A 26,171-nucleotide genomic window follows, 5' to 3' on the forward strand; every position below is an offset into this window, starting at 1 on the left:
GTTTTATGAGTAAAGATACAGCTATTTTCGCAGGAGGATGTTTCTGGTGCATGGTTGAACCATTCGATCAACAACCAGGAATTGAAAGTGTTATCTCAGGTTACACAGGAGGACACGTTGCAAACCCAACATATGAACAAGTATGTAGCCATACAACAGGTCATACTGAAGCCGTTGAAATTACATTTGATCCTGAAGTAATTTCATACAAGGATTTAGTCGAAATTTACTGGAGACAAACAGATCCAACTGACGCTTCTGGTCAATTCCAAGACAGAGGTGACAGTTACCGTCCTGTTATCTTCGTTAACAGTGAAGAACAAAGAAAAGTTGCTGAAGAATCAAAGAAGCAACTAGCTGAAAGTGGCATGTTCGATGAACCAATCGTTACATCAATCGAAGATGCTAAACCATTCTATCCAGCTGAAGACTATCACCAAGATTTCTACAAGAAGAACCCATTACGAGCTCAAATTGAAGAATTAGGTGGCCGTCAACAATTCAAGGATACAAAGTGGGCTAAATAATAAAAAAAAGGTTCCTAGCATAAGCTAGGAACCTTTTTTAATACTTATGTCTATAATAGTGACGACGTGAATGGTATTGGTAATGTTTAGTATTTTTCTTATATTCTTTTCGATACTTTCTTTCGTAGTGCTTTTTAATTTCGTGATGAACGACACCTGCTACAACAGCATCTCTTACGTAATGATGTTTCTTGTATGAGTTACGGTGATTATTGAACGATGGCGCGTTTGCAGGTGTAGGCACCTTAATCTCGTTATTTATCTTGGATCTACCGGTTGCATAGTCGAATTCAACACCAGGTTGAACATTGAAGATGTAAACGTTAAAGTTCAGACTTCCATCAGTTGAAATGGCTTGCATATGAACACCGCGAGCCATTAATTCATTTCCTCTAAAAATAGGGGTGACTTGGAAAATAACCTTTTTATCTTTTCTAAGTGCTTCTCTAACTTGTGATTCGTAAATTGTTTGTAGTTTTTGATTACTGAATGCAGTTTGCGTAAATAGGTTCTTCAAATTATTTTGATCACCAGATTGTACCGATGGTTCGTATTTACCATTTACGCTGATTCCCTTAGATAAACTGTAGGCAATTTCATGACCACGATTGATAATAGCGTCGTTGTTAACGAATTTTTGGTGCCATCCAGTTGGTTGAACCACTTGTCTGGTTCTTAGGCTGTCATTGGCAATATTACGCTTTTCTAAGTATGCAGTATTACCTTCAGATGTTCTGTTTAAGGAATCAAGATTGGTGTATTCTACGTGGTTATATTTCCAATCAAATGTTTTTAAATTAGACGCATCATTATTCACGGTCATGATTGCTGACGTATTATTTTGATAGTTAAGTGATGCTAAATCACTTGTATTAGTATTGGGCAAATCTTTGGTAACGTCTGATGACTTGCTGCTCTTGGTAGCAGTGCTTTCATTACTATTATTTGCACAGCCACTGAGGACTAATGAAAGTCCAATAGTAATAGTAGCCATTAGTTTAGTATATTTCAATTAAAAATCCTCCTAATAAACCTATGTATGATAAAATAGTTGTCTAATGTTAAATACGTAAGGAATGTTATTTTTGGCGCTAAGAAAAACGCATATTGCTTCAGCAGAAGCAGTAATGATGGGTTATGCCATTTCGACTAGTCAACCATTACCAATTATCATAACTGAGGCAATTGGTGTATGGATTGGTAGTCAACTTCCTGATATTGATCAAAGACAAACTAGAATAAATAAGAAAACCGGTGTAGAAACATCCTTTCTGACCTTATGGGGTCATCGAACCTGGTCACACAGTATTTGGATACCAGCTTTCCTATTTATTTTAGCACGCTACAGCTCTAATAGCCCAATCCTAAATGGAATAAGTGTCTATGGATATAAAGTGATGGGATACTTTTATTTTACGTTGGTTTTGGGATACTTCCTGCATGAACTATTAGATGCTTTTTCGGTTGAAGGAATTAGATGGCTATATCCATTAGGAAATCGTAAAATCATACGTAAAAAGGGCATATTTAGATATAAAGTTCATAGTATGAAAGAAATCATGATTAGATATGTTTCCGTTACGATAGTAGTGATTGAATTGATTTTCTATTTATATAAAAACTTAAAATAAAAAGGGGTGCATCAAAGATGCATCCCTTTATTTATTTTCTATTAATTGATCAACGAATTCTTTACTTGGCGTTACAAAGATAGTCTTTTGACCTTCGTAAATAACAAATCCAGGCTTAGAACCATTTGGTTTTCTGATTTTTTTAACTTGAACATAGTCAACGGGAACGGTTGCTGAATCTCTTGCTTTAGAGAAGTAGGCGGCCAGCATTGCGGCAGTTTCGATGGTTTCATCATCTGGATTGAAGTCCTTGATGATAACGTGAGAACCGTGAATCTTTTGCGTATGCAACCAAGTATCTCTCTTATCAGCATCCTTCATTGTTAACTTATCGTTTTGAAGGTTATTCTTACCTACAAGAATATGAATACCTTTGTCAGTAATAAATTCTTCGGGTTTACTAATCTTGGTATTCTTATTCTTGCTCTTAGTATTACGGTTGTTATGATGCTTTAAATATCCTTCGTTTTTTAGTTCGACTTTGATGTCGTCTAAATCAGATGGGTTAGCAATCTCAATTTGTGAAAGGATGTTTTCAAAGTAGTCAATTTCATCATTGGTCTTCTTTAATTGTTCAGTCACAAATGAGACAGCATTCTTTTCCTTTTGATAACGTTTAAAGTATTTTTGCGCGTTTTCTGAAGGAGTCAACTGATTAGAAATACTGATGTCGATCTCATTTCCATTATCATAGAAATTAGGAAGGGAAATCTTAGTCATTCCTTTTTGAATCTTGTATAGGTATGTGGTTAGAATTTCACCCTTAATACGATATTCATCAGCATACTTAGTGTTATCCAAAATCTTTTCAAGTTTCTTCTTCTTGTTTTTATTCTTCTTTAATTCGCTTTTAGCAACCTTAATTAATTGGCCACCTTGTTCACGGACACGATCCAATCTAGCCTTTGTTTCGTAGAAGTTGTCTAGTAATTCACTTAATGTATCATATTGAATGTTATTGTCTTCAAATGGATAGACATTAAAACTATTACTCTTACCATGTTCAATCATGGTTGGGATTGGATTGTCAAAGTGATCGAAGAACTTATCAAACTTATCTTTGACGGTACCATCTTGATGCATTGTTTGAGCAAGATATAATGATGTGTCTTTACCTAGTCCTTGGATTCTCTTACGTAGTTCAGAAGAAAGCACTTCTTGGTTAGGGAATTCCTTGGTTAAGTCTTCAATTTGTTGATAGTCAACGTTTTCATCAAATGGATTAACCATGTCTTGGTTTGGTGGGGTGATGTATGTGTCACCAGGTAAGATGGTTCTGTATCTATTCTTATCTGCGCCAATTCGTTTGATTGCATCGATGATTCGCATATCATCTTGTGTATCTACTAAAATAATGTTACTGTGTCTAGCCATGATTTCTACGACTAAACGCATTTCCTTTAAATCACCAATTTCGTTTCTAGTTGTGAAATGAAAAATCATTACACGGTCATTATCAATTTGAGATACTTTCTTTAAAACTGATCCACTAAGATGTTTTCTCAATGTCATTGTGAAAGTAGTTGGTGTGTGCGGATTCACGTATGGAATTCTTGAAACTTGCACACGTGCATAGTTAGGGTTGGCTGAAATTAAAATAGGATAGTTTTCATGGTTTGAACGAACTGTTAACACAATTTCGTTATCATATGGTTGGTTGATTTTAGATACTCGCCCACCTGAAACTAATCGATTTAATTCACCAGTCATTGCATGAGTAAATGATCCATCAAATGACATTATCTCATCTCTCTTTCGTACAAAGTATTACATTCTAGTATAACTGATATGAAGGCAAATTAGCAAAAATAACAGAGTTCTCATGATATAAATATGTTTTAATGTTATAATTTTATTTATAAATAATCGTATGTATTATGAAAAAGGATGAAAGATAATGAAAATTGCAATCGTAACAGATAGTACTTCTTATTTATCAAAAGAAGAACAAGAAAAATATGGAATTCATATTGTTCATATGCCTGTAATGATTGATGGTAAAAGCTATGAAGAAGGCAGCAACATCTCAACAGATGAATTCTATGAAAAACTAAAAAACTCACAATCATTCCCAAGTACATCACAACCACCAATGGGTGAGTTGATTAACTTGTATGATTCGTTGGCAGATGAAGGTTACGACACTGTAATCAGTATTCATTTAGCAAGTACCATTTCTGGTTTTTACAATTCATTGTCAGCACTTGCACCAACCATTGAAAACATTAAGGTAATTCCTTATAACTCAAAGATTACTGTAAAACTAATGGGTAACTTGGCAATCGAAGCTGCAAAGAAGGTACAATCGGGGGCTAGCGTCGATGAAATCATTGAACATTTAGATCACGTTAGAGACACAATTGATGAAGTATTCGTTGTTGATGACCTACAAAACCTTGTAAGAGGTGGAAGACTATCAAATGCTTCAGCATTTTTAGGAAGTTTACTTAAGATTAAGCCATTACTAACTTTCGATAAGAAGAGTAATGAAATTGTGGCTTTTGAAAAGGTAAGATCTCGTAAGAAGGCACTTAAACGTACTGAAGAAATCTTCAAAGAAGCTGCTTCTAAGGTTGATTATCCATTAAAGGCAATCGTGATTAATGGTAATGATCCAGAAGCTGGACATGAATGGAAAGAAAATATTCAACAATTATATCCAGATATGAGTATTGAAGAAAGTTACTTTGGACCTGTTATTGGTACCCATTTAGGTAACAAATCACTTGCTCTAGCTTGGATGATTGATACTGACAAAAAGGACTAGTTTTTACTAGTTCTTTTTTATTATTAAAAAACAATTAGAAAATACATTGCTTTTTCTAATAATTAGTTCTATACTCATAACAACTTATAAAGATATGAGGTGTTGTTTATGAAATACGGAATTATTGGAGCAGGAGCAATGGGATACAGGTATGGTGTTTTATTGCAAGAGAATGCCGGCGTGGAAGTAGATTTCATCGAAACCTGGGAACCTAATGTTGAAAAGGTAAAGGAACAAGGTGGTGTTTACGTTTCACGTGACCATGAAAATAAACATTTAGTGCCGATTAATATCTATTACCCAGAAGACTATAAGGGACATCCTGATGTTTTGATTTTCTTCAAAAAACAAATGCAATTGGAAGAAGAACTTAAACGAGATAGTGCCGCTGGAATCTTCCATGACGATCAATATGCTTTTGCAGCGATGAATGGTATGGGCCATTTTGATAAGATTGAAAAGTATTTTGATAAAGATAAAATTGTTTGTGGTACAGCAATGATTGCCACCGTTTTAAACGGACCTGGTGATGTTGATTTCATGGGACCAGTAAACGGTGAATCAATGCACTTAGCACCATACAATGATAAAGAACCTGATGAAACTGTTAAGGCTCTATTTAATGACTTGAAAGACGCGAAATTAGGACCAATCATGGCCAATAACTGGATTAACATGTGTATGACTAAAGTTGTGTTCAACGCTGTTGTTAACACTCTTTGTACAATGTTTGAAGTCCAAATGGGACAATTCATTCAATATCCAAAAGCCCCAGAAATGGCAAGACAACTGTTTAATGAATCATTTGATGCTTGTGAAAGAGCTGGAATCTATATGGATCAAACCAGAGATGAACAAGTACAAACAGTTATCGATAACTGTCATCAACTAAAATTCCATTATCCTTCAATGTATCAAGACTTCTCAAAAGGTAGGGAAACGGAAGTTGACTACATCAATGGATACATTGCTAAATTAGGTAGAGATAACGACTACGTATGTCGTACTCATGAATTTGTTGTAAATCAAGTTCATTTGGTTGAACAAATGAGACAATTCAAATAATTAGACACCAAATATAATTGTTTTGTAATTATAAAAATGATAATATTAAGTTGCAACAAAAAATTTGGGAGTAGGTAGTTATGCGTAAAGTGCAGACGGAACGGAATGTGAACGTCTGACGAAAACTTAGGTTGCGATGTAACTGCCGCATTCGCCACAACTTTTTTATAATATCAACTTTTTATAATTATATGAGTGGCAGCTCCACTAGGAGATGTCTTTTGATGAATGTTTCAACTTTATTCAGGGTTCCACGTATTAACGTAAGGGACGCCGCTACAATTGCTATTTTAATGGCAATGACTTATGTTTTAGGAAGAGTCGGTATACATACACCAATCGTTGTATTTACTTTCTCATTTTTAGCTACTGCTGTATTGGCTTCAATGTACGGACCAATCGTAGCAGGAATCGTAGGTGGGGTATATGACGTATTCGTTACAATCCTAAGCGGTCAAATGTATTTGCCTGGATTTACTGTGTCAGCAGTTCTATCAGCTTTCATTTTTGGTTTATTCTTATACAAAAATGAAAAGTTCAGTCCATGGAAAGCTATTTTAGCTCAATTGGTCATCACATTATTAGTTAATACTTTCTTGAATACTCTATGGCTATCAATGTCTACATTGACAGCAGGTTACAGTTTCAAAGTATTCCTAATGACTAGATTGATCAAACAACTTATTACAACACCAATCCAAATGGTGCTACTAGTAGTTGTGCTAGGTAATCCGATTATGCAAAAGTTGATAAAATCTCGTTGGAAATAATTTAGATTTGGAGTGTAATTATGAGTACTATCTATGATTACCAGTTAACTGAAATGAATGGTCAATCCATCAATTTCGGTGATTTAAAGGGTAAAGTTATCTTAATAGTTAATACAGCTAGCAAGTGTGGTCTTGCTGGACAATTAAAAGATTTACAATACTTATATGATAAGTACAAAGATCAAGGACTTGTCTTAGTTGGTGTACCATCCAATCAATTCCACATGGAATTAAATAGTGATGAAAAGACCAGCGAATACTGTCAATTACATTATGGGGTTACATTCCCAATGGCTAAACAAGCAAAGGTAAATGGCAAAGATGAATTACCATTATTTACATACTTGAAGTCAGCATCTGGTAAGGGTCGTATTAAATTTAATTACACCAAATTCTTGATTAATAAAAATGGTGAATTCGTAAAACGTTACTCGCCATTAAAGAATCCACGTAAAATTGAACAAGATATTATCAATGAACTAGATTAATAACTAAAAGCATCCGTTTCGGGTGCTTTTGTTGTATAAAGGGGGAACTTGGCAATGTTTAATCAGGAAACACTAAAAGAAACAAGATTAAGAACAATTGAATCGTTAAAGGATTTATATGGTTTGTTAGTTTCATCCGCAATTGCATGGTTAGTAGCGTTAATTGGTGTTGCACTAGAGACATTTCAAAACTCGTTAGAACGTGCATATTACTTTTTACCAAGTATGACACCTAAACATTTTGATGAAATCTATCATAATGATTTATCAAACACGTTCAAATATGGCTTTTTAATAATAATCAGCGCGATAGTATTATTTATTATTCTAATGTGGTTACAACGTAAGCACGCATCTGTGATCCGTCGTATGGGTTGGTCAATCATTATTATTGTTCTTGGTGGTTTGGTAATGGCACAAACACTTACTAATGTTTACATGAATCATGATAAAGGTATCAATTATTATCATCCAGAACGCATGTATGAACACCATAAAGGAGGAAAATAACTATGATTGATTATGGATCCAGCTATGTAATACAAGGTTTTATTGCATTAATTGCTAAAGCAATATATTTATGGTTTATAACAACAGCCGTGGTATTGATCATAGTTATAGCAATGTTATTTGTCAGAAATTACTGGCGCGTAATAAAAGGAAAATATTAAATATAATAAAAGCATCCAATTCGGATGCTTTTTTAATACATATATTGATGGGGAATACAGAGAACACTTCTCAGTTTACTTAAAATTATCTACTTTACATAATATATATTATGCGAAGTAGACTTAAAAAGAAGAAGTAGCAATGATTTTCAATTTTACATTTATTTATAACTTAATTTGATTTATATATTCCCGTAATATGTTTATGGTATGATTTGTATAAATTCTTTGGAGGTTTTATTTATATATGATTACCTTTAGCAATCTATCTGATAATAATGATTCAAGTTATTGGTTAGATCTTTATTCAGATTCGTTTCCAATTAACCAACGAATTGATTTCAATGATTTAACTAATATTGCTAATTCTAATGACTACGTTCAAATGCTGTTAATTCAGTTAAATGCTCAAAATATCGGCATTATTTATCTTGTTGATTTTAACGATCAAGCATTCATATTATATCTTGCTATTGATGCTAATATGCGTGGTAACGGTTTAGGAAAATCTACCATAAACGCCTTGAAATCAAGGTTTAAAGATGGTTTTATCCTTGAATCTGAGTCTGTTTTAGTCGATTCTGCTAATCCTAAACAACGAAATGCTAGATATCGTTTCTATACCAGTAACGGTATGATTGATACTGACTTAGCAAGCAAGGATTCTGATGACGAATTCCACCTACTTACTTCTAATAAGGATGCTGGTGTTGATCTATACAAGAAAGCTAACCAAATCCTTGGCTTAGACGTGGATGTAATTAAATACAATAAATAGCAAAAAATAGGACGCTCTCTGCTGCACGTTTAAATGTTTATATGTATAGTTATACATTTGCGTGCAGTGTGAGACGCCCTAAATACATAAGATTATTTTGATAAGACTTATAATCATGGTTTTTAAGTTTCATATGATAGAATGCATTCATACTTAAATTTTAAGGAGAAGCAAAATGAATGTTTTAAAGTTAAAAAGATCTACATATTTAATTATTGGGATAATAATTATATTGGTTGCTCTAGGAATCAGAAACACTATTGATAATGGTAAGTTCTATCAATTTACAAATAACAATGCTGGATTGCTCGTAAAAGCTGATGAAAGCAAAAAAGTTATTTGGAAAATGGTAAATCAAGACTCAGATGTTACATATCTATATTTCAACAAGAATAACCAAGTATTAATTGCTGAGGACAAATCTGATCTAAATGGAATCTATAAGAATCCAAACAATTACAGTGATGATATCGGAACATTTAAAAATAACGGTGGCGAAATTACTTTCAACATCAAGTACGATGAAGAACAAGTTAATATAAAACTTTACAATTTAAAGAAGGTTAACGATAACAAGTTTGTTGGTATTAGTGAAACCGACTCTGGTAGTACTTCATTCAAGAAGAATATCACAATTACCAAAGATGGTTATATTAAATAAATTATTAAATAAAAAGGGACTTTTTCTGTTTTAAAAGACAAAAAAGCCCCTTTTTTGTACTATATGTACAATTTTATGTTCTGAATACCTTAAATTATGATATACTTATACACGTATCATTTTTTAATTAAGGAGTTTTTTATGAATTTTATCAAGAATCTTAAAGCCAAAAGCCCTATGGCATTCTGGTCAATTATCGTTATCGTTGTAGCCATTTTATTAGTTGGATTCGCTAATAAGAACAACAACGGATCATATTTTAGTTTTACTAAAACACCTGAAAAGATGATCCAAGATGCTGGAACTGATAAGGTTTGGAAGTTATCTTCTAACGGAAATTCTGAATATATTAAGTTTGGTGAAAATAATAAAGCATATGGTGGAGAAGATAAAGATAATATAGCCAGCATAAGCAATGATAATTACAAATATTTGAGTAATAATGAATTAAAGATTACTGGATTTAACGCTGACGATGGTTACATTCTAGATCTTAAGAATTTAAAAGTTGAAAAAAATGAAATTAAGGGATCAATGGACTATTCATACAACGGTGAACATAAAAATACGGATATTACATTAACTCAAGCAAACTAATAAAATAATTTTTCTTAATAGGAGTTTTTTATGAATTTTATCAAGAATCTTAAAGCCAAAAGCCCTATGGCATTCTGGTCAATTATCGTAGTTGTTATAACAGTTGTTGTAGTAGGTTTTTCTAACAATAAAAATAATGGATCACCTATGAGTTTTAGTGAAACTCCACAGAAGTTTATCTCTGAAGCCGCAAATAAAAAGCAAATTTGGAAATTAACATTTCCTGATGGTGAGACAAACTTCTTTAAATTTAGTGCAAACAGCGATGTTTTATATTTTACTTCATCTCACATTAACTACCATGTTGATTATGATGCTCAAGCAAAATATGATTTTGTGAAACCTAATAGCTTTAAAATGATTGCTGTAGTTGGACCATATAAGGGTCAAGCTTTAAGACAATTTAATGATTTAAAAATAGTAGATAATAAAATAGAGGGTAATATATATCAAAAGATAGCTGGAAAAGTGAATACAGGTAAGATAACCTTTGAACCAGCTGGTAATGATATATAATAAAAGTATTAATAAAAACACGTCAGCCGCTTTGACTACATTTTGATAATAAAAAAGCATTCCGTTTTGGAATGCTTTTTTATTTGTCATCGACTAATCTAAATTTGATTTTAGCCCCTACTTCTTGGGAACTATTAGCGTGATCAACTTTGACATTTAATTGTTTGAATGGGAAGGTTGCTTGCATATGAGTAACTCTGTTAGACATATCAGGCATATTCTTCATTAATTCGTTAATATCCAATCGCTTGGTGTAGAAACGAACAAGTGCCCTAACCCAATTAATTCCAGTTGCTCTGCTTAAGAATATTGTTTCGGTTAAACGTAGCGGTCTAATACCAACATACTCTGATTCACCCTTCTTGTTTTGATTGAACAAGATTTGGACTAATCCAATCCAATTGGAACTTTGAATATGGGATTTAGATTCTTCGATATCTCTTTGTAATGCTTCATCATCTAATACATATGGTGTCTCGTATGCAGTTACATAATCTAAGTCACTCTTGTTATTACTAATTAGCTTTTCTGATGAGATAAAGTAACTTTCATCTTGAGTTACAAAGAAGTTCAATGCATAGGTAACGTCCTTAGGTAAAACAACCCCTGTTTCTTGATCAGGTGGCAATACTTGAACGTTTAAATCAGTGTATTGCTTCAATTGTTTTAGTAGGAAATGTCTGTTTCCTGGAATGAATACTCTAACTGGTTTTTCCAGTTCAATAATGTTTAGAATTGCCCCTAATTGAATTGGTTCAATATATTGCTTATCACTAATTTGCGGACTTAATGATAATGCATTTGGGTTATTATTCATCACAATTGTCTTGTAACCGATTCTGTGTAGTTGGATTAACATTTCAGCTGTGTAGTAATCAGCTGCTGTATTAGGACCAAGCTTATTACCACCACGGCCAATTACCAAAGCGGTCTTTTCTGATTCTTGACTAGATTCGTTTTCAATTTCATAACTACTGTAGAAAGAACGAATGTTTTGATCAAATTCACCAGCTGAAGGTTCAATTGCCTTATATGTTGGGTATTCACCAGCAGCGTGGTATAGCTCTCTAACTTTTTCAATTGGTTGATGCCATGTTTCAGCCATCATACCATCACCAAAACCATGATCATGAGCAACTTCAATGGTGCTTAGTTTCATTGGTTCTTTAATGATTAGTTCTTCTACATCCAATAATTCTTTTAGTTTGTAGAAATAGAATTGATTAATCTTAGTTAATTCCTCTAATTCATCAACTTGGTAACCACGTCTTAGCGCTTCAATTAGCACTAATAAACGGTCTGACTTAGGGTGAATCAATTGACTGATTAATTCATCACTACTGATTTCGTACATGCTTGGTAGAACATCACGAGGTGAGAATTGAGAACTACGCAAAGCTTTCAACATTGCTTCTTCAACAGTTCTACCTACCCCAATCGTTGAACCAACAGACTTCATAGTAGTATTTAGATGTTGATTAGCTTCTGGAACATTATCAAATGGCCAGACCGGCATCTTAATTACCACGTGGTCTAATGTTGGTTCCATGATGGGTGTTAAACGATGATAGTTAGCATGTAATTGAATTTCTGGTAATGAATTACCTAGTAAAAGATTTGTACATACGTAAACCAATGGATAACCCGTTGATCTAGCAGCTAGTGCTGAACTACTGTTAATCATTGGATTAATCTTTGTGATGTAGTAATTGCTACCATCGTTAGGATCTAGTGCAAATTGAATATGGCATAAACCAACGATATTCAATAAGTCCATCATCTTAAATGTTGCTGTTCTTAGGCTTTGGTACTCAATATCACCCAGTGTTTGAACTGGTGAAATTACGATTGAATCACCAGAATGGACACCAACAGCATCAATATTTTCCAAACCACTAATTAGAATCTTGGTGTTGGTTTGATCTCTAACCGCAACAGTTTCGATTTGTTTGTAACCAACGATGCTCTTTTCAATGATACATACGCTGTCATCTTCAAATTCGTCTTCTAGCATGTCAGAAAGTTCTTCAGCATTATTACAAATGATTCTTTCAGTACTTTCCTTATGGTTAACTTTTTTGATGTTAACAGGAAAACCAATTTCTCGAACGACTTCAAATGCTTCGGATTCACTTCTAACGATTTTAGAAGGTACTGCTGGTTCATCGATACTATTAATAGCAATCTTCATCTTGTCTGGATTATTAATAACCTTTAAAGACTCTTTAGAGATCCCTAAAACACGGACTCCTAAATCACTTAGAATTCCTTGGTTTAATAGTTCCTGTGTAACGTGAATTGCTCTTAAACCCCCAGCGATTGGAATAATTGCATCAGGAGATTCCTTCTTAATTACATCAAGAACATTTTTTAAATTAATTTCTTTTATAAAGACATTAGCCGGTTGAACTTCTGAAAGTGTAAGTGAAAAAGGATTATTATCAATCACTAAAACTTGAACGCCATTTTTCTTTAAGGCTGTCATCATTTGAAATGCAGCAGCATCAAGCTCAGTTTCACTACCAATTTTAGAAGGTCCACCACCTAAAATTAATACCTTCTTGATTTTATTATCTATCATTAGTTATCTCCTTTGTGAGCTAACGTTTTCTAGAAATTCTTCAAACAAGTCTGCACTGTCTTGTGGACCAGGTCCACCATCTGGTGAGAATTGAACAGAAAAAGCAGGATAATCACGATGTCTGATACCTTGGACAGTACCATTAACTAAATCAACATATGTAATCAATAACTGATCATGAATGATTGATTTAGGGTCAACAGCGTATCCTTCGCTTTGTGATGCATAGATGATTTGATTGGTAATAACTTGTCTAATTGGATGATTACTACCGTGATGTTCACCGTCTAATTTGTAAACGTTGGCATCATTAGCTAATGCAAACAATTCATGTCCTAATCCCATCGCAAACATTGGGATTTCTTTTTGGACCTCTCTAATCATCTGTAGGACAGAATCTGGTAAATCTCTTGGAGAACCAGGTCCGGTTGATAAAACAACACCATCAGGGTCTAAATCAAAGATTTCCTGACTAGTTGTTTCAAATGGCATCACAATAACATTACAATCAAGGTCAGCCAACTTACGTAAAATACCGTATTTAAGACCGAAATCAATCAATACAATATTGTATCCATCACCAGTATTTGGAAATGGCGCTTTGGTAGAAACTTGATTTACTTGTTGGTTAGTAAGCACCGTTGCATGAAGTTGATCAAAAGCATGTTCATCATCCATATCAACAATACTTGCCTTCATTGTTTGTTTTCGATTTAAGCGACGTGTTAATTCTCTAGTATCAATTCCAGCAATACCAGGAATGTTGTGTTGCTTTAAAAATAAATCTAAGTTTAAGTTTCCTAATCTATTGGTAGAAATATTGGAGTATTCTTTAACAACTACCCCTTTTGAATTAGTTACAATCGCTTCAAAACTTTTGTGGTTAATTCCAGTATTACCAATAGATGGCTGTGTAAACACAATGATTTGATTATGGTAAATTTGATTTGTTATAACTTCTTGATAGCCTAACATATTAGAATTTACAATAATTTCTCCAGTTGTGGTTGCTTCAGCCCCGAAGGCTTTACCTTTATATGAAGTTCCATCTTCTAATATTAAATATCTAGTGGTCATAACAACAATCTCCTTAAATATTTTATTTAAGAGTTACTTTTCATCAATTTCAACAGAATCTTGATCATCGATTTCATCAACTTGAACATTGATGATTTCTTGTTTTGAAGTTGGAATGTTCTTACCAACAAAGTCAGCTCTAATTGGTAATTCACGGTGTCCACGATCAACTAATACAGCTAATCTGATGTTCTTAGGACGACCTAACTCAGCAATTGCTGATAAGGCAGCGTTAATAGTTCTACCAGTGAATAAAACGTCATCAACTAAGATGATGTTTTTGTCCTTTAATGAAACAGCTTCATCAGAAAGGACTGCTGGTTCGTTGTCAGTGTGTTGAATATCATCACGATACTTTGTAACGTCGATTCCAACAACAGGAACTTCTTTGTTTTCAAGTTTTTGTAAACGGTTAGCAATGCGTTTAGCAAGATAAATACCACGAGTCTTAATTCCAACCAATACTAGGTTATTTACCCCTTTGTTTTTTTCGATAATTTCGTAAGTAATACGAGTTAACGCTCTTTGCATGGCCATTTTATCAACAACGACTTTACTCATTACAAATCCTCCTATTTTTGATTGTACTTATTTCTTAATTTAGTAATTGTTTGTTCAAAAATCTCTGGCAATGGTGTTTCAAAAATCATTTGTTCGTTGGTTTTTGGATGAACGAAGCCTAATTTCTTAGCATGTAAGAATTGCCCATTACCCTTTAAAGTGTTCTTTGGTCCGTATAGAGGATCTCCAGCAAGTGGATGACCAATATACTTCATATGAACTCTAATTTGGTGCGTACGACCTGTTTCTAAGACACATGAAACAAGTGTATATTCTCCACCGAATCGTTCTAAAACTTTAAAATGAGTAACGGCATTCTTTCCATCATCTACGATTGCCTGTTTTTTACGGTCTTTTTTAGATCTACCAATTGGTGCGTTAATAACGCCGCTATTTTCTTTGATATTTCCATGTACTAATGCAATATATTCACGAATGTTTGATTTGTCCTTTAATTGTTTTGACAAAGATTCATGAGCATAATTGTTCTTAGCAACCATTAATAAACCAGATGTATCTTTATCAATTCTATGAACAATTCCTGGTCTATAGGTTCCATTAATTGTTGAAAGTGGTGAATGATAAAGTAATGCATTCACTAACGTATGATCAGGATGCCCTGGAGAAGGATGAACAACCATTCCTTGCGGCTTATTGACGACAATTACATCGTCATCCTCATATACAATATCAATGTTGATGTTTTCAGGTTCAACGTTCATTGTTTCTGGTTCAGGAATGGTTACCTGAATTACTTCACCGTCTTTAACATCGTATTTTGCCTTTTTCTTTTGCCCATCCACCAAAACTAATCCGTCTTCAATCAAACTTTTGGCTCTTGAACGACTTAAATCTTCAACGTTATCAGTTAATGATTTGTCTAGTCGAACATTTCCTTTTGTGACTGTATAAGTTACTGTATCTTTAATCTAAATCACCATCTCTTAATATTGCAAAAAATAACAAGATAATTCCAAATGTAATGCAGATATCTGCGAAGTTAAACACTGGGAAATTAATAAAATCAACTTGGAACATATCAACTACATAGCCTTGTAAGAAGCGGTTAATGAAGTTACCTAAAATTCCAGCTAATAAGATTGTTGTACTTGTTAAATAAAGCTTTCTACCTTTTAATTTTATCATAAAATAAACAATCGCTACGACTGCTACTAAAGTAATAATGGAAAATAACCATTGTTGGCCTTCCAGGATACTCCAAGCAGCACCACTGTTATGCAGATTGGTAATTGATAATACTCCAGGGATGATTGTTGTACTTGATGTTTCTGAAATGTTTGCAGAAATCCAAATTTTGATTGCTTGATCAATTCCGACAAGAGTACATAGGCTAATTAAAATATATACAATTGGCATTGAAAAACTCCTTTAGAATAGTCCGGTAATCTTACCATCATTATCAATATCCATGTCTAAAGCGGCTGGATGTGATGGTAAACCAGGCATTGTTAGAATCTTACCAGTTAATACAACGATAAAACCGGCACCTAGTTTAGGTTGGATGTCAGAAACATTAATTGAGAAGTCAACTGGTGCACCTAATTCTTTAGCGTTATCAGTGAATGAGTATTGAGTCTTAGCTACACAAATTGGTAACTTATCCCAACCATTTTTAACTAGTTTCTTTAGTTGAGTCTTAGCTTTATTACTTAAAACAACACCATTTCCACCATAAATTTTAGTAACGATGGCATTTAACTTGTCCATAAAGTCATCATCGCTATTGTATAGTGGTTTGAATTCTTGATTGTTGTCACAAACGTTAACTAATTCTTCAGCTAATTCAGTAGCACCTGCTCCACCATTTTCCCATACAGTTGTATTGAATGGTTTCACACCTTGTTCTTTGATGTAATCGTTTAGTGCGTTAATTTCTTTTTCAGTATCGCTGGTAAATTCATTTACAGCAACTACAACCGGTTTGTTGTATTGCTTCATGTTAGCAATGTGTCTACCTAAGTTCTTAGCACCCTTTAGTAATGCATCTACGTTTTCTTGATCTAAGTCGTTCTTATTAACACCACCATTTAGCTTTAATGCTCTAACAGTAGCAACAATAACGATTGCATCTGGACGTTTGCCTAACTTTTCAGATGTAATGTCTAGGAACTTTTCTCCACCTAAATCAGCACCGAAACCAGCTTCGGTAATTGCGTAATCCGCATGTTGAATGGCTGCTTTAGTGGCTAAAATACTGTTACAACCATGAGCGATATTAGCAAAAGGTCCACCATGAATGAATGCTGGGGTGTGTTCTAGTGTTTGCACTAAGTTGGGCTTGATTGCATCCTTTAATAGTAATGCCAATGCACCAGTAACACCCAAATCACTAACAGTAACTGGTTGTCTATCGTAGTTGTAACCAATTAGGATTTTACCTAATTTTTCTTTTAAGTCGTTTAAATCTTCACTTAAACATAAAACTGCCATGATTTCACTTGCAACAGTAATGTCAAAGCCGTCTTCACGAGGGACACCAGATGTGCGTCCACCCAATCCAACGATTACGTTTCTTAATTCTCGGTCGTTAATGTCAACGACTCTCTTCCATGTAATTGTTCTAGGATCAATGTTTAACTTGTTACCATGATGAATATGGTTATCAATTAATGCTGATAATGTGTCATGTGCTTCAGTAATAGCAGGAAAATCACCAGTAAAGAATAGGTTAATATCTTCCATTGGAGCTACTTGAGCATATCCACCACCAGTAGCACCACCCTTAATTCCCATAACAGGTCCAAGTGATGGTTCCCTTAGTGCGATTGCAACAGACTTATTAATTCTGTGGAATGCGTCACCTAAACCGATGGTTAAAGTTGTTTTACCTTCACCAGCAGCGGTTGGATTAATTGATGTTACTAAAATCAGTTTACCGTTTTTTGAACCAGCAAATGGTAAGTTGATTTTCGCTTTATATTTACCATAAGGATCCATTTGATCGTCACTTATATTTAAACTTGATGCAATTTCGCTAATGTTTTTTAACTCAGCTGATTGTGAAATTTCAATATCTGTTTTCATGGTAAGAACATCTCCTAGAATTATGTAATTTATTTTTTAAGTAAGTTGCTTAGCTCAATTATTGAATTGACAGGTAATAACAATCTGTAGTGCTTTTTGTTAACTTCAATGTCAGCAGTATGCTTGGTGAAACTAACGTTATCAATATCGCTAATATTTGCTTCCAACCATTTTGGATTCATTAGCTTACTTACTGTTATTTTATCATTTTCAATGGTGATTCTTCTAAAAATAATTTGAAAAATCGCAAATAAGAAGAATACTAAAAAGAAAAAGATTGTAATCCATTGAATCACTGTTACTTCAAGCCAGAAAATAATTCCAATAAATAGAAGAGCAAAGGTCCAAGCCCAGGTGATTACTGTATACAAAGGTTCTGGCTGGTATAAAAATGTTCGTTTTTGGGTTATCATTAAGTAAAACCTTCCTTTGGAGAATTAGATTATGTTTAAATTATACACTGATGCGGCCACAATGAACAATTCTGGGAACAGTTCTTGTGGAATTTTAATTGTTCATGATAGTGAACAATACCAAGAAAAACTTAAATTAACTTCAAAAGACAATCATGAAGCAGAGTTTGAAGCTTGTCTCCTCGGCTTTAAAGCGATTTCACCTTTAACCAATAAGGACTCAATCATTGTTTATTATACAGACAGTAAAATTGTTCATGAAAGTTTGGAAAAACAATACGCTAAACATTATCAAGAATATGTTGATCAAATTCTAGAAGAACAAGCTAAGTACAGCATGGTAATCAATAATTGGATTCCGGATACAAAAAATGAAGGTGCCCATAATCTTGCGACACAGGCCCTTCACTTATTTTACTAATTTAATATAATTTTCAATTGGTTTGCGATACTCATCGAGATCGTAATCGACTTTATCAGCAATCATTTCTGCTAAAATCTTACCTACTAAAGGTCCAGTTGTTAAACCAGATGATCCTAGTCCACTGCCGACTAGGATTTTTTCGTATCCAGGGATGCGTCCAAAGAATGGAGCAAAATCGGATGTATAAGCTCTGGTTCCAATTTTTACCCTAATTAAGTTTTCAGCATTAATTTGATTAGACATACTGTGAGCACTATTTAATAGTTCATCAATAATATCCGCATCGGCAGATAAATCAAACCCCTTATCATTTTCATGACTAGCTCCCACAATTAAACGTCCATTACCTAATGGGATGAAATCTGATTCACCTTCAGGCATCACAACCGGCATATCAACGTTAGCACCAAGGATTTGAGTGGTAGATAATTCGATTAATTGTCCCTTTTGTGGTCTAACATCAACATCTAAAGGAAGTTCTTTTAAAATATTCTTTGTCCAAGCACCAGTTGCTAAGATGATATTATCGAATTCTAGGACTTGTCCATCTAATTCAACATTACCATCTTTATTAATTGATACAGGTTGTTTGATTATTGTTAAATTCTTTTTCTTAGCGATCTTAGTCAAATGACTGGCGTATTTATCACCATTCAATCTAGCACCACCTGAGACAAATACTCCAGGATATGAACTATCAATAATCGGAACAAATCTCATTACTTCATCTGAAGTGAGTTCTTTAATTTCACCAATTGTATCAGTTTCTGCGCGACGTTCTTCAGCTAATTGATAAAGTTCCTTTAACTTTTCAGAATCTTCACGCGTAATGATGGTACCGCATTGGTTGTAAATACTTCCAGGCATTTTGGATTGCTTAGATATTTGTTTTAACAATGTTGCGCCATCACGGGCTAAGTTATACCATTTTTTGTTTCTTCTCTTTGATAACCATGGTGAAATGATACCTGCAGCTGCCTTTGTGGCTTGTCCATTACCATCATCAAACATGGTTACTTCAAAATCATTACCAGAATCTAGTTGGCTTAGGAAATAAGCAGCCGTTGATCCGACAATTCCGCCACCAATAATTGCTATTTTCTTGGTCAATATATACACCCTTTATTTTCTAATCTTTTTACCCCAGAATTGGAAATAATCGGTTCTTAAGTAACCATTGTATAGTTTACGAGTCTTAGTTGGAGCTTGTCCGTAGAACTTATCAAATTCCAAATCTGATGTAAGGAAGTACTTAGACCAACTAGTCATTGGTTTAAATACGCGTCCTAATCCCTTGTATAGCTTACGAACTTCTTGTTTATCACTTAGTCGTTCACCGTATGGTGGGTTTGAAACAACTACGCCATTAATCTTGTCAGTCTTGAAATCTAGAACAGATAATTGCTTAAATTGAATATCATGAAGTAATCCAACTTCTTGAGCATTAACTTTAGCAATATCAATCATGTTTCCATCTACATCAGAAGCCATGATATCTAATTCTTTATCGTAGTCAGCTTTTTCATCAGCTTTGTTTCGAACATCTTCAACGACGTCTTCATCTACCCAATCCCATTTTTCACATGAGAATTCACGGTTAAAACCAGGTGCAATGTTTCTTGCAATCATAGCTGCTTCGATTGGAATAGTTCCAGAACCACACATTGGATCTAAGAAAGGCATGTCTGGGTACCAACTGGTTAACATGATTAGTGCTGCAGCCATGTTTTCCTTGATGGGTGCAGGACCTTTGGCAACACGGTATCCACGTTTGAATAAACTTTCACCAGTTGTATCTAGAGTGACCATAACGTGATCTTTATTAATTCTAGTTTCAAGCTTGTAAAGTTGACCGGTTTCTGGAAGTCTTGTACGACGGTGATAAGTTTCATTTAACTTATTTACTACAGCCTTTTTAGCGATTGCTTGAACGTCTGGAACACTGTGTAATGCAGAGTTGTGAGAACGTCCATTCATCGGAAATTGAGCATCCATTGGTAACAATTCGTCCCAAGGAAGTGCTTTAACATTTTGGAATAGGTCTTCAAAAGTCTTGGCTTCGAATTCACCAACAATAATTTCAACACGATCGGCGGTTCTTAACCAAAGGTTAGTATTGATAATGTCTTCAATTGTTCCTTCGAATCTAACTCTTCCGTTTTCGACCTGCACTTCATAACCCAAGTCACGAAGTTCTCTACCAACTAAAGCTTCAATTCCGGCGGCACAAGTTGCCATTAATTTAAAAGTTTTCATTTAATTCATCCTTTTTATGAATTATTTATTTTCAATAAAAAAAGGGAGGAAGAAAACTTCCACCCTTTTCCTGAATGGTGTACATTCCTGTAAGCCATGTTTTGTGCTTTATATTTAAGTCAGGCCTTTAAATATAAAGTAGTAATCATCTATCTGAGAAATAAATTTCTCCCCCACACTTGGTTCAATTTCCGTGTGTGAAGCTCCCCTACCAAAGTTTGGGTTTCCCGCTCGCGGGGTTTACCGCGTTCCACCAGTATCGTTTCCGATCCTGTATCGTCACTGTGGCACTTTCAGAAGTACTAAAGCATAGCAAAACCTTAGCTCGTTTCTTCGCCATTACTACAAATTGTAGTCCCCCGGCTTATTTTTTCACCGAGCACGAACACTACAAGCATCGCAGCTTGTGCGAGAGTGGACTTTCCTCAGCCAACATAAGTTGACCGCGATTACTCAGAACATACACCAGTTATTAACGATTAATATCTGTCGATGCTACTTGGTCCTTCAGTAGAACCAAATACACGTTGTTCTAGGTTAGATACACGTTTTAGAAGTTCATTTTCAATACGTGTTCTACCTAAAGTATCATGATTTGATGGTGCTGAATTTGAATCATTGAAATAACCAGATGGAGAAACGCTTGGTTCTGGTGTAACAGTACCAGCAGATTGCTTTAATCTTTGTACTTCCATTCTTAGTTGATTGTTTTCGTTTTCTAGACTATTGATTCGGTTATCGAATGCTTGGTAGTCCTTGATAATACCGTCCAAGAAAGTATCTACTTCATTTGGATCGTACCCTCTCATCTTTTGAGAAAATGTCTTTTCTAAGATGTCCTTAGGGGTAAATTGTATATTGTTCATTATTCACACCTCATATCATAAATAATCACGAACAAGTATTATTGTACCAGAAATTTAAACATTTTCAATTTATTCCTCAAAATTATTTAAATTATTTTGGTACTCATTCGCGGCTTCTTGTAGTTCGTCAAAGTCAATTAAATGATAATCATAGTCATGTATTTCTGAAAATCTTTTAATCTGCTCATAATCATATTGTGTTTTACCAGGATTGTCAACATCATAGATTAGTAGCGCTTTATCCGTGTGGTTGAGCATAAAATCCTGATATGCTCTTAACTGCATTGGTGATTTATATGGATCATTAGAAACACTGGCAGAGAAGTCTACTTTATTAATACTTTGTGATAATTTCATTTGATTTTGTTCGTTCCATTGCTTACCAAACTCCTTGAATGGTAGCATCATAGAAATTTGAAATTCATCTGGATATTCCTCTTTTAGCTGGTCTGCCACCTCGATTGTCCATTGTTCGACACCCATTTGACCACCAGTTATTATCCAATCAACCCCATCTTCAATTGCTTGTTTTAAATTATTTTCGATTACATTTTTGATAACTAGTTCTTTTGGATCCTTATCACCAAACACGCCTAGTTCATAACTTCGATATCCGGTTACCCAAAGTCTTGAGATAGTAACGCCCCCTACCTTATTATTAACTTTTCAATACTAATGGTATAATATCATTAATAAACTTACAGTAATAATTTATTATTTTTTGAAAGGTGGTACACATGGCTATCCGTTATCCAAATGGTAAGTCTTATAATACCGGCTTGGATAAAAAGAGTTCATCACCCAAGAGTAGATACGTAAAACCAACATTATATGGTGGTCGTGGAATGACTCTTGAAGAAGAATTGAATCGAAGCAATGAGTATTATTTAAGTAAAGATATTGCCGTAATACACAAAAAACCAACCCCTATTCAAATCGTTAAAGTTGATTATCCTAAAAGAAGTGCTGCTACGATAAAAGAAGCGTATTTTCGTAAAGCATCTACTACCGATTACAATGGTGTATATAAAGGAAGATACATAGACTTCGATGCAAAGGAAACCAAAAATAAGACATCGTTTCCACTATCTAACTTTCATGAACATCAGGTAGAACATATGAGAAAATGCATTGATAATGGTGGAATTTGTTTTGCAATTATCAAATTCGTAGTGTTGGATGAAGTTTATTTATTTAAGGCTTCCGACCTCTTTTATTTCTGGGATAAACAAAATAATGGTGGAAAAAAATCCATAAAAAAGGATATAATTGAGGAACTTGGTTATAAAATTAATTATTCATTAAATCCCACGATACCTTATTTGGATGCCGTGGATGAATTAATATAGACCGTAAAGGAGAATAGTAATGTCTCAAAACAATCCTAACTTGGACAGTCGTGTCCAAAGAAACCAAAAGCAACATAAATCGTCTAAACACGCTACATGGATCAAAAAGGTCATTGTAGGTGGATTAGGATTTATTTCATTGCTAATTGTGCTAGGAAGCATTGTCTTCATGATTTTTGCCTCTAGCGCACCTGAAATTAGCTATCAATCACTATCAAGTGATAACTCAACCAAGATTTACGACAATTCTGGCCATGTTATTTCACGACTAGGAGTTCAAGATCGAGATTATATTAAGTCCGATAAGATTCCTAGCCAACTAAAGAATGCGATTGTCTCAATTGAAGACCGTCGTTTCTACAAGCATCATGGTGTTGACCCAATCAGAATTATGGGAGCTTCATTATCAAACATAACTTCTGGTTCTTTAAATCTTCAAGGTGGTTCTACACTAACTCAACAATTAGTTAAGTTATCAGTGTTCTCCACTGCTGCTTCTGATAGAACTTTCAAGAGAAAGGCTCAAGAAGCATGGTTAGCACTTAAGATTGAACGCACATATTCAAAGCAACAAATTCTAGAATTCTACATTAATAAGGTATACATGGGTAACAATGTATACGGTATGGAAACTGCTTCAGAATACTACTTCGGTAAATCATTAAGTAAACTATCTATAGCACAAACTGCTTTATTAGCTGGTATGCCTCAATCACCAAGTTACTACAACCCTTATGTATATCCTCAATATGCAAAAGAAAGAAGAAACGAAGTATTGAACGCAATGGCATCATATGGTGCTATTACCCAAAAGCAAGCTGCAGATGCTAAAAAGACAAGTATCAAGTCTGGTTTAGTTAAGAATCCTAAGAGCAGTTCATTTGAATCTGTTAAAGAAAAATATATTGATTCATATCTAAAACAAGTGATTCAAGAACTTAAAGCCAAGGGTTACAACACCCAATCTGGTTTGAAGGTTTACACTAACTTAGATTTATCTGCGCAAAAGAAACTTTATGATTTAGCTAATAACGATGCATCCGTTGGATTCCCTAACAACACTATGCAAGTTGGTGCAACATTAGTAAATCCAAAGACTGGTGCTGTTAACGCCATGATTGGTAATAGAAAAACTGATATTCAATTAGGTTTAAATAGAGCCGTACAAACTGATAGATCAAGTGGTTCTACTGCAAAGCCATTAATGGATTACGGTCCAGCAATTGAATACCTAAACTACCCTACTTATCAATTAGTTCACGATACTCCTTACACTTATGCTGGAACAAGCACAACTCTAAAGGATTTTGATGGTAGATATGAAGGTACAATTTCAATGCACAAGGCATTGGTTGAATCAAGAAATATTCCAGCCATCAGAACTCTTGAAAACGTTGGTGTAAGTAAGGCAACCGACTTCTTAAGTTCATTAGGTATGTCATTCAGTGATCCACTATCACTACAAAATGGTATTGGTTTATACATCTCAACCGAACAAGAAGCTGCCGCTTACTCAGCATTCGCCAACAATGGTGTATACCACAAACCATACTTAATTAGTAAGGTTGTTACTCCTGATAACGAATCACATGACTTCAGTTCTGAAGGTTCTCAAGTAATGAGTCCTGCTACTGCATTCATGATGACATCAATGCTAAAGGGTGTTATGAACCAATCAAATGGTTCTGGTACAGCAGCTTACATTCCTGGTTTATACCAAGCTGGTAAGACAGGTACTACTCAATACCCTGACAACACTTACAACGGTTACCTACCTGCATATGCAGCAATGGATTCATGGTTCACTGGTTACACTCAAAACTACGCCCTATCTGTTTGGACCGGATATGATCACCCTTATCAAACCGGTAATTATCTAACGGCCGCTCAAACTGATATCGCTCAAAGAATTTACAAGTACGAAATGCAATACATTTCTCAAAACCAAACTAATAGCGATTGGGTAAAACCAAGCAATGTAACTGCTGTTAAGTCTGGTGGTCAAACTGAGTACTACAAAGACGGCTACTCATCTATTCAAGGTGATAAAACAACCGGTTACGCTGGTGGATCACTTTCATCAGTACTAGATAGTACCAAGAAGCAAACAAAGGATACTAAGTCAAACAAATCATCAGATGATGATGACGACAAGGATTCTCAAAAGGATAAAAACGAAGCTAAGAAGAGTGCTGGTTCAAACGGTAACAACAATAATGATTCAAACAAGAATCAACAAAATAATAACCAAAACCAGAACAACAATAATGGTAACAACACAAACAATGCCAACAATAATCAACAAAATAACAACAATGGCAATAACAACCATTAATTTATAGCTACGAAAAAAGCACCTAGAAAAATTCTAGGTGCTTTTTTATTTATATTCTTATTTATCAATCTTAAATAAAGGAATGTCAGGTTTGTTTTGTGTTCCCTTATCGCTAAATTTAGCGCTCTTGTTAAACTTTTGTTCATGGTTGCGACGATTACGTTCAACATCAGCTGGCGTCTTGATATTGGCTTTTTCCCAGTTGACTAGAATTCTATCCATATACTTCAAACTGTATACCTGATTTAAAACAGACTCTCTAAGTGCCAACTTAATCATTTGAGGATCGTATTCATCATCATTAATCCATTGATTGATAGTTTCAATTTCAATCGGTGATAATGGTCGACCAAATTCTGATTCAATAGAATTAAATACTTTTTTACGATCAGATTCTGTAATTTCATTGGAAGCCATGTTACCTTCGAAAACTTCACTTGAAGTTTCGTCTTCTGAGGTTTCTGGATCTAATTCTGATAACTTTTCGTACATTAAAGAGAAATCATAGACATCAAACGCTTGTCCCTTTGTATTTGATAGTGTCTTAATTCTCATTAACTTTTTCTCTACCAGTTCATGCAAGACTTGATAAGCCTTTGCACTTGAAAAACCAGTTGAATTTGTAATGTCGTTGATATCAGGGAAATAATTACCTATATCGATGTTTCTTTTAATTTGAAGATAAATCACCAGTTGGTCACTAGTCATTCCTAATTTAGGATAATTCTTTAATAGATAATTAGAAATAGTAGTTTGACCTGATTGAAGTATCGTCTTTGCAAATTTATCCATT

The 26,171-nt window shown here is 34.4% G+C and carries 29 protein-coding genes, 1 other RNA gene and 1 riboswitch; of the genes, 15 read left to right on the forward strand and 15 right to left on the reverse strand.

Features of this window, described 5'->3' with window-relative positions; all coding sequences use genetic code 11:
* Window positions 1–5 precede the first annotated feature (5 nt).
* On the forward strand, window positions 6–527 hold the full coding sequence (msrA, locus tag RZ78_RS03340; RefSeq protein WP_034531164.1) for a peptide-methionine (S)-S-oxide reductase MsrA: 522 nt from the start codon (window positions 6–8) through the stop codon (window positions 525–527).
* A 37-nt stretch (window positions 528–564) separates the two neighbouring features.
* Here the strand turns inward: msrA and RZ78_RS07605 are convergent, their stop codons facing one another.
* Entirely contained in the window at window positions 565–1,539 is a 975-nt protein-coding gene (locus tag RZ78_RS07605) for a DNA/RNA non-specific endonuclease (protein WP_054608122.1), read from the reverse strand.
* 73 nt (window positions 1,540–1,612) lie between these two features.
* On the opposite strand from RZ78_RS07605, the gene RZ78_RS03350 reads away from it, so the two are divergent.
* A complete protein-coding gene (locus RZ78_RS03350; protein ID WP_054608123.1) occupies window positions 1,613–2,158 on the forward strand; it encodes a metal-dependent hydrolase in 546 nt (181 codons plus the stop codon).
* 27 nt (window positions 2,159–2,185) lie between these two features.
* Here RZ78_RS03350 and RZ78_RS03355 read toward each other — a convergent pair whose 3' ends face one another.
* Window positions 2,186–3,898, reverse strand: coding sequence for an NFACT RNA binding domain-containing protein (locus RZ78_RS03355; protein WP_054608124.1), 1,713 nt, complete (start codon window positions 3,896–3,898; stop codon window positions 2,186–2,188).
* Between the two features lie 157 nt (window positions 3,899–4,055).
* Here RZ78_RS03355 and RZ78_RS03360 point away from each other — a divergent pair, with 157 nt between their 5' ends.
* The 10 genes from RZ78_RS03360 (at window position 4,056) to RZ78_RS03400 (ending at window position 10,471) form a co-directional block, all read left to right on the forward strand.
* Window positions 4,056–4,925: a DegV family protein gene (locus RZ78_RS03360; protein ID WP_053792674.1), complete on the forward strand. Its 870-nt coding sequence runs from the start codon at window positions 4,056–4,058 to the stop codon at window positions 4,923–4,925.
* Between the two features lie 108 nt (window positions 4,926–5,033).
* Complete coding sequence (locus RZ78_RS03365) at window positions 5,034–5,990, forward strand: ketopantoate reductase family protein (protein ID WP_054608125.1); 957 nt, start codon at window positions 5,034–5,036, stop codon at window positions 5,988–5,990.
* Between the two features lie 64 nt (window positions 5,991–6,054).
* Window positions 6,055–6,149, forward strand: a riboswitch (THF riboswitch).
* A 65-nt stretch (window positions 6,150–6,214) separates the two neighbouring features.
* Window positions 6,215–6,760, forward strand: coding sequence for a folate family ECF transporter S component (locus tag RZ78_RS03370; RefSeq protein WP_054608126.1), 546 nt, complete (start codon window positions 6,215–6,217; stop codon window positions 6,758–6,760).
* 20 nt (window positions 6,761–6,780) lie between these two features.
* Window positions 6,781–7,248 carry a glutathione peroxidase gene (locus RZ78_RS03375; protein WP_054608127.1) on the forward strand — a complete coding sequence of 156 codons (468 nt, stop codon included), beginning with the start codon at window positions 6,781–6,783 and terminating at the stop codon, window positions 7,246–7,248.
* A 54-nt stretch (window positions 7,249–7,302) separates the two neighbouring features.
* Window positions 7,303–7,758 carry a hypothetical protein gene (locus RZ78_RS03380; protein ID WP_054608128.1) on the forward strand — a complete coding sequence of 152 codons (456 nt, stop codon included), beginning with the start codon at window positions 7,303–7,305 and terminating at the stop codon, window positions 7,756–7,758.
* A 2-nt stretch (window positions 7,759–7,760) separates the two neighbouring features.
* Window positions 7,761–7,919, forward strand: a complete 159-nt coding sequence (locus tag RZ78_RS07505; protein WP_155451842.1) for a hypothetical protein — start codon at window positions 7,761–7,763, stop codon at window positions 7,917–7,919.
* A gap of 247 nt (window positions 7,920–8,166) precedes the next feature.
* A complete protein-coding gene (locus RZ78_RS03385) occupies window positions 8,167–8,697 on the forward strand; it encodes a GNAT family N-acetyltransferase (protein WP_054608129.1) in 531 nt (176 codons plus the stop codon).
* A 175-nt stretch (window positions 8,698–8,872) separates the two neighbouring features.
* Window positions 8,873–9,358, forward strand: a complete 486-nt coding sequence (locus tag RZ78_RS03390; RefSeq protein ID WP_054608130.1) for a hypothetical protein — start codon at window positions 8,873–8,875, stop codon at window positions 9,356–9,358.
* 141 nt (window positions 9,359–9,499) lie between these two features.
* On the forward strand, window positions 9,500–9,955 hold the full coding sequence (locus RZ78_RS03395) for a hypothetical protein (RefSeq protein ID WP_054608131.1): 456 nt from the start codon (window positions 9,500–9,502) through the stop codon (window positions 9,953–9,955).
* Between the two features lie 30 nt (window positions 9,956–9,985).
* A complete protein-coding gene (locus RZ78_RS03400; protein WP_054608132.1) occupies window positions 9,986–10,471 on the forward strand; it encodes a hypothetical protein in 486 nt (161 codons plus the stop codon).
* A gap of 79 nt (window positions 10,472–10,550) precedes the next feature.
* Here the strand turns inward: RZ78_RS03400 and RZ78_RS03405 are convergent, their stop codons facing one another.
* Genes RZ78_RS03405 through RZ78_RS03435 form a run of 7 tightly spaced genes read right to left on the reverse strand, consistent with a single transcriptional unit; the run spans window position 10,551 to window position 18,148 of the window.
* The gene (locus RZ78_RS03405) at window positions 10,551–13,052 is read right to left on the reverse strand and encodes a carbamoyl phosphate synthase (RefSeq protein WP_054608133.1); all 2,502 of its coding nucleotides are present in this window, start codon (window positions 13,050–13,052) and stop codon (window positions 10,551–10,553) included.
* A gap of 3 nt (window positions 13,053–13,055) precedes the next feature.
* Window positions 13,056–14,129 carry a carbamoyl phosphate synthase small subunit gene (locus tag RZ78_RS03410; RefSeq protein WP_041152254.1) on the reverse strand — a complete coding sequence of 358 codons (1,074 nt, stop codon included), beginning with the start codon at window positions 14,127–14,129 and terminating at the stop codon, window positions 13,056–13,058.
* Between the two features lie 33 nt (window positions 14,130–14,162).
* Window positions 14,163–14,690 (reverse strand): bifunctional pyr operon transcriptional regulator/uracil phosphoribosyltransferase PyrR, encoded by a 528-nt coding sequence (gene pyrR / locus RZ78_RS03415; RefSeq protein WP_034531143.1) that lies wholly within the window; start codon window positions 14,688–14,690, stop codon window positions 14,163–14,165.
* 11 nt (window positions 14,691–14,701) lie between these two features.
* Window positions 14,702–15,619, reverse strand: coding sequence for an RluA family pseudouridine synthase (locus RZ78_RS03420; RefSeq protein WP_054608134.1), 918 nt, complete (start codon window positions 15,617–15,619; stop codon window positions 14,702–14,704).
* Window positions 15,615–16,067 (reverse strand): signal peptidase II, encoded by a 453-nt coding sequence (gene lspA, locus RZ78_RS03425; protein ID WP_054608135.1) that lies wholly within the window; start codon window positions 16,065–16,067, stop codon window positions 15,615–15,617. The genes RZ78_RS03420 and lspA overlap by 5 nt, the downstream gene beginning before the upstream one ends.
* A 12-nt stretch (window positions 16,068–16,079) precedes the next feature.
* Window positions 16,080–17,735 carry a formate--tetrahydrofolate ligase gene (locus RZ78_RS03430; protein ID WP_054608136.1) on the reverse strand — a complete coding sequence of 552 codons (1,656 nt, stop codon included), beginning with the start codon at window positions 17,733–17,735 and terminating at the stop codon, window positions 16,080–16,082.
* A gap of 29 nt (window positions 17,736–17,764) precedes the next feature.
* The gene (locus tag RZ78_RS03435; protein ID WP_054605557.1) at window positions 17,765–18,148 is read right to left on the reverse strand and encodes an EbsA family protein; all 384 of its coding nucleotides are present in this window, start codon (window positions 18,146–18,148) and stop codon (window positions 17,765–17,767) included.
* A gap of 31 nt (window positions 18,149–18,179) precedes the next feature.
* Here RZ78_RS03435 and RZ78_RS03440 point away from each other — a divergent pair, with 31 nt between their 5' ends.
* Window positions 18,180–18,569: a ribonuclease HI family protein gene (locus RZ78_RS03440; protein ID WP_034533593.1), complete on the forward strand. Its 390-nt coding sequence runs from the start codon at window positions 18,180–18,182 to the stop codon at window positions 18,567–18,569.
* Here RZ78_RS03440 and RZ78_RS03445 read toward each other — a convergent pair.
* The 5 genes from RZ78_RS03445 to RZ78_RS03460 form a co-directional block, all read right to left on the reverse strand.
* Entirely contained in the window at window positions 18,558–19,682 is a 1,125-nt protein-coding gene (locus RZ78_RS03445) for an NAD(P)/FAD-dependent oxidoreductase (protein ID WP_054608137.1), read from the reverse strand. The two genes, RZ78_RS03440 and RZ78_RS03445, sit on opposite strands and share 12 nt — an antisense overlap.
* A 12-nt stretch (window positions 19,683–19,694) precedes the next feature.
* On the reverse strand, window positions 19,695–20,828 hold the full coding sequence (locus tag RZ78_RS03450; protein WP_041152259.1) for a THUMP domain-containing class I SAM-dependent RNA methyltransferase: 1,134 nt from the start codon (window positions 20,826–20,828) through the stop codon (window positions 19,695–19,697).
* Between the two features lie 85 nt (window positions 20,829–20,913).
* Window positions 20,914–21,289, reverse strand: an RNA gene (gene rnpB / locus RZ78_RS07435) — RNase P RNA component class B.
* Between the two features lie 18 nt (window positions 21,290–21,307).
* Complete coding sequence (gene gpsB / locus RZ78_RS03455; RefSeq protein WP_034531132.1) at window positions 21,308–21,694, reverse strand: cell division regulator GpsB; 387 nt, start codon at window positions 21,692–21,694, stop codon at window positions 21,308–21,310.
* A gap of 69 nt (window positions 21,695–21,763) precedes the next feature.
* The gene (locus RZ78_RS03460; RefSeq protein ID WP_054608138.1) at window positions 21,764–22,330 is read right to left on the reverse strand and encodes a DUF1273 domain-containing protein; all 567 of its coding nucleotides are present in this window, start codon (window positions 22,328–22,330) and stop codon (window positions 21,764–21,766) included.
* 101 nt (window positions 22,331–22,431) lie between these two features.
* Here RZ78_RS03460 and recU point away from each other — a divergent pair, with 101 nt between their 5' ends.
* Both recU and RZ78_RS03470 read left to right on the forward strand, forming a co-directional pair.
* The gene (gene recU, locus RZ78_RS03465; protein WP_054608139.1) at window positions 22,432–23,043 is read left to right on the forward strand and encodes a Holliday junction resolvase RecU; all 612 of its coding nucleotides are present in this window, start codon (window positions 22,432–22,434) and stop codon (window positions 23,041–23,043) included.
* Between the two features lie 19 nt (window positions 23,044–23,062).
* Entirely contained in the window at window positions 23,063–25,378 is a 2,316-nt protein-coding gene (locus RZ78_RS03470; RefSeq protein WP_054608140.1) for a PBP1A family penicillin-binding protein, read from the forward strand.
* Window positions 25,379–25,435: 57 nt separating this feature from the next.
* Here RZ78_RS03470 and RZ78_RS03475 read toward each other — a convergent pair whose 3' ends face one another.
* Window positions 25,436–26,170, reverse strand: coding sequence for a DnaD domain-containing protein (locus tag RZ78_RS03475; RefSeq protein WP_054608141.1), 735 nt, complete (start codon window positions 26,168–26,170; stop codon window positions 25,436–25,438).
* Window position 26,171 lies beyond the last annotated feature (1 nt).

The sequence above is a fragment of the Apilactobacillus kunkeei genome (assembly GCF_001308195.1).
Classification (GTDB): Bacteria; Bacillota; Bacilli; order Lactobacillales; family Lactobacillaceae; genus Apilactobacillus; species Apilactobacillus kunkeei_C.

Excerpts from the sequence above, each read along its gene's own strand:
- msrA (WP_034531164.1), top strand. The coding sequence starts at position 6 with ATGAGTAAAGATACAGCTATTTTCGCAGGAGGATGTTTCTGGTGCATG.
- RZ78_RS03355 (WP_054608124.1), bottom strand. The coding sequence starts at position 3,898 with ATGTCATTTGATGGATCATTTACTCATGCAATGACTGGTGAATTAAAT.
- RZ78_RS03360 (WP_053792674.1), top strand. The coding sequence starts at position 4,056 with ATGAAAATTGCAATCGTAACAGATAGTACTTCTTATTTATCAAAAGAA.
- RZ78_RS03365 (WP_054608125.1), top strand. The coding sequence starts at position 5,034 with ATGAAATACGGAATTATTGGAGCAGGAGCAATGGGATACAGGTATGGT.
- RZ78_RS03370 (WP_054608126.1), top strand. The coding sequence starts at position 6,215 with ATGAATGTTTCAACTTTATTCAGGGTTCCACGTATTAACGTAAGGGAC.
- RZ78_RS03375 (WP_054608127.1), top strand. The coding sequence starts at position 6,781 with ATGAGTACTATCTATGATTACCAGTTAACTGAAATGAATGGTCAATCC.
- RZ78_RS03380 (WP_054608128.1), top strand. The coding sequence starts at position 7,303 with ATGTTTAATCAGGAAACACTAAAAGAAACAAGATTAAGAACAATTGAA.
- RZ78_RS07505 (WP_155451842.1), top strand. The coding sequence starts at position 7,761 with ATGATTGATTATGGATCCAGCTATGTAATACAAGGTTTTATTGCATTA.
- RZ78_RS03385 (WP_054608129.1), top strand. The coding sequence starts at position 8,167 with ATGATTACCTTTAGCAATCTATCTGATAATAATGATTCAAGTTATTGG.
- RZ78_RS03390 (WP_054608130.1), top strand. The coding sequence starts at position 8,873 with ATGAATGTTTTAAAGTTAAAAAGATCTACATATTTAATTATTGGGATA.
- RZ78_RS03395 (WP_054608131.1), top strand. The coding sequence starts at position 9,500 with ATGAATTTTATCAAGAATCTTAAAGCCAAAAGCCCTATGGCATTCTGG.
- RZ78_RS03400 (WP_054608132.1), top strand. The coding sequence starts at position 9,986 with ATGAATTTTATCAAGAATCTTAAAGCCAAAAGCCCTATGGCATTCTGG.
- RZ78_RS03405 (WP_054608133.1), bottom strand. The coding sequence starts at position 13,052 with ATGATAGATAATAAAATCAAGAAGGTATTAATTTTAGGTGGTGGACCT.
- RZ78_RS03410 (WP_041152254.1), bottom strand. The coding sequence starts at position 14,129 with ATGACCACTAGATATTTAATATTAGAAGATGGAACTTCATATAAAGGT.
- pyrR (WP_034531143.1), bottom strand. The coding sequence starts at position 14,690 with ATGAGTAAAGTCGTTGTTGATAAAATGGCCATGCAAAGAGCGTTAACT.
- lspA (WP_054608135.1), bottom strand. The coding sequence starts at position 16,067 with ATGCCAATTGTATATATTTTAATTAGCCTATGTACTCTTGTCGGAATT.
- RZ78_RS03430 (WP_054608136.1), bottom strand. The coding sequence starts at position 17,735 with ATGAAAACAGATATTGAAATTTCACAATCAGCTGAGTTAAAAAACATT.
- RZ78_RS03435 (WP_054605557.1), bottom strand. The coding sequence starts at position 18,148 with ATGATAACCCAAAAACGAACATTTTTATACCAGCCAGAACCTTTGTAT.
- RZ78_RS03440 (WP_034533593.1), top strand. The coding sequence starts at position 18,180 with ATGTTTAAATTATACACTGATGCGGCCACAATGAACAATTCTGGGAAC.
- RZ78_RS03450 (WP_041152259.1), bottom strand. The coding sequence starts at position 20,828 with ATGAAAACTTTTAAATTAATGGCAACTTGTGCCGCCGGAATTGAAGCT.
- gpsB (WP_034531132.1), bottom strand. The coding sequence starts at position 21,694 with ATGAACAATATACAATTTACCCCTAAGGACATCTTAGAAAAGACATTT.
- recU (WP_054608139.1), top strand. The coding sequence starts at position 22,432 with ATGGCTATCCGTTATCCAAATGGTAAGTCTTATAATACCGGCTTGGAT.
- RZ78_RS03470 (WP_054608140.1), top strand. The coding sequence starts at position 23,063 with ATGTCTCAAAACAATCCTAACTTGGACAGTCGTGTCCAAAGAAACCAA.
- RZ78_RS03475 (WP_054608141.1), bottom strand. The coding sequence starts at position 26,170 with ATGGATAAATTTGCAAAGACGATACTTCAATCAGGTCAAACTACTATT.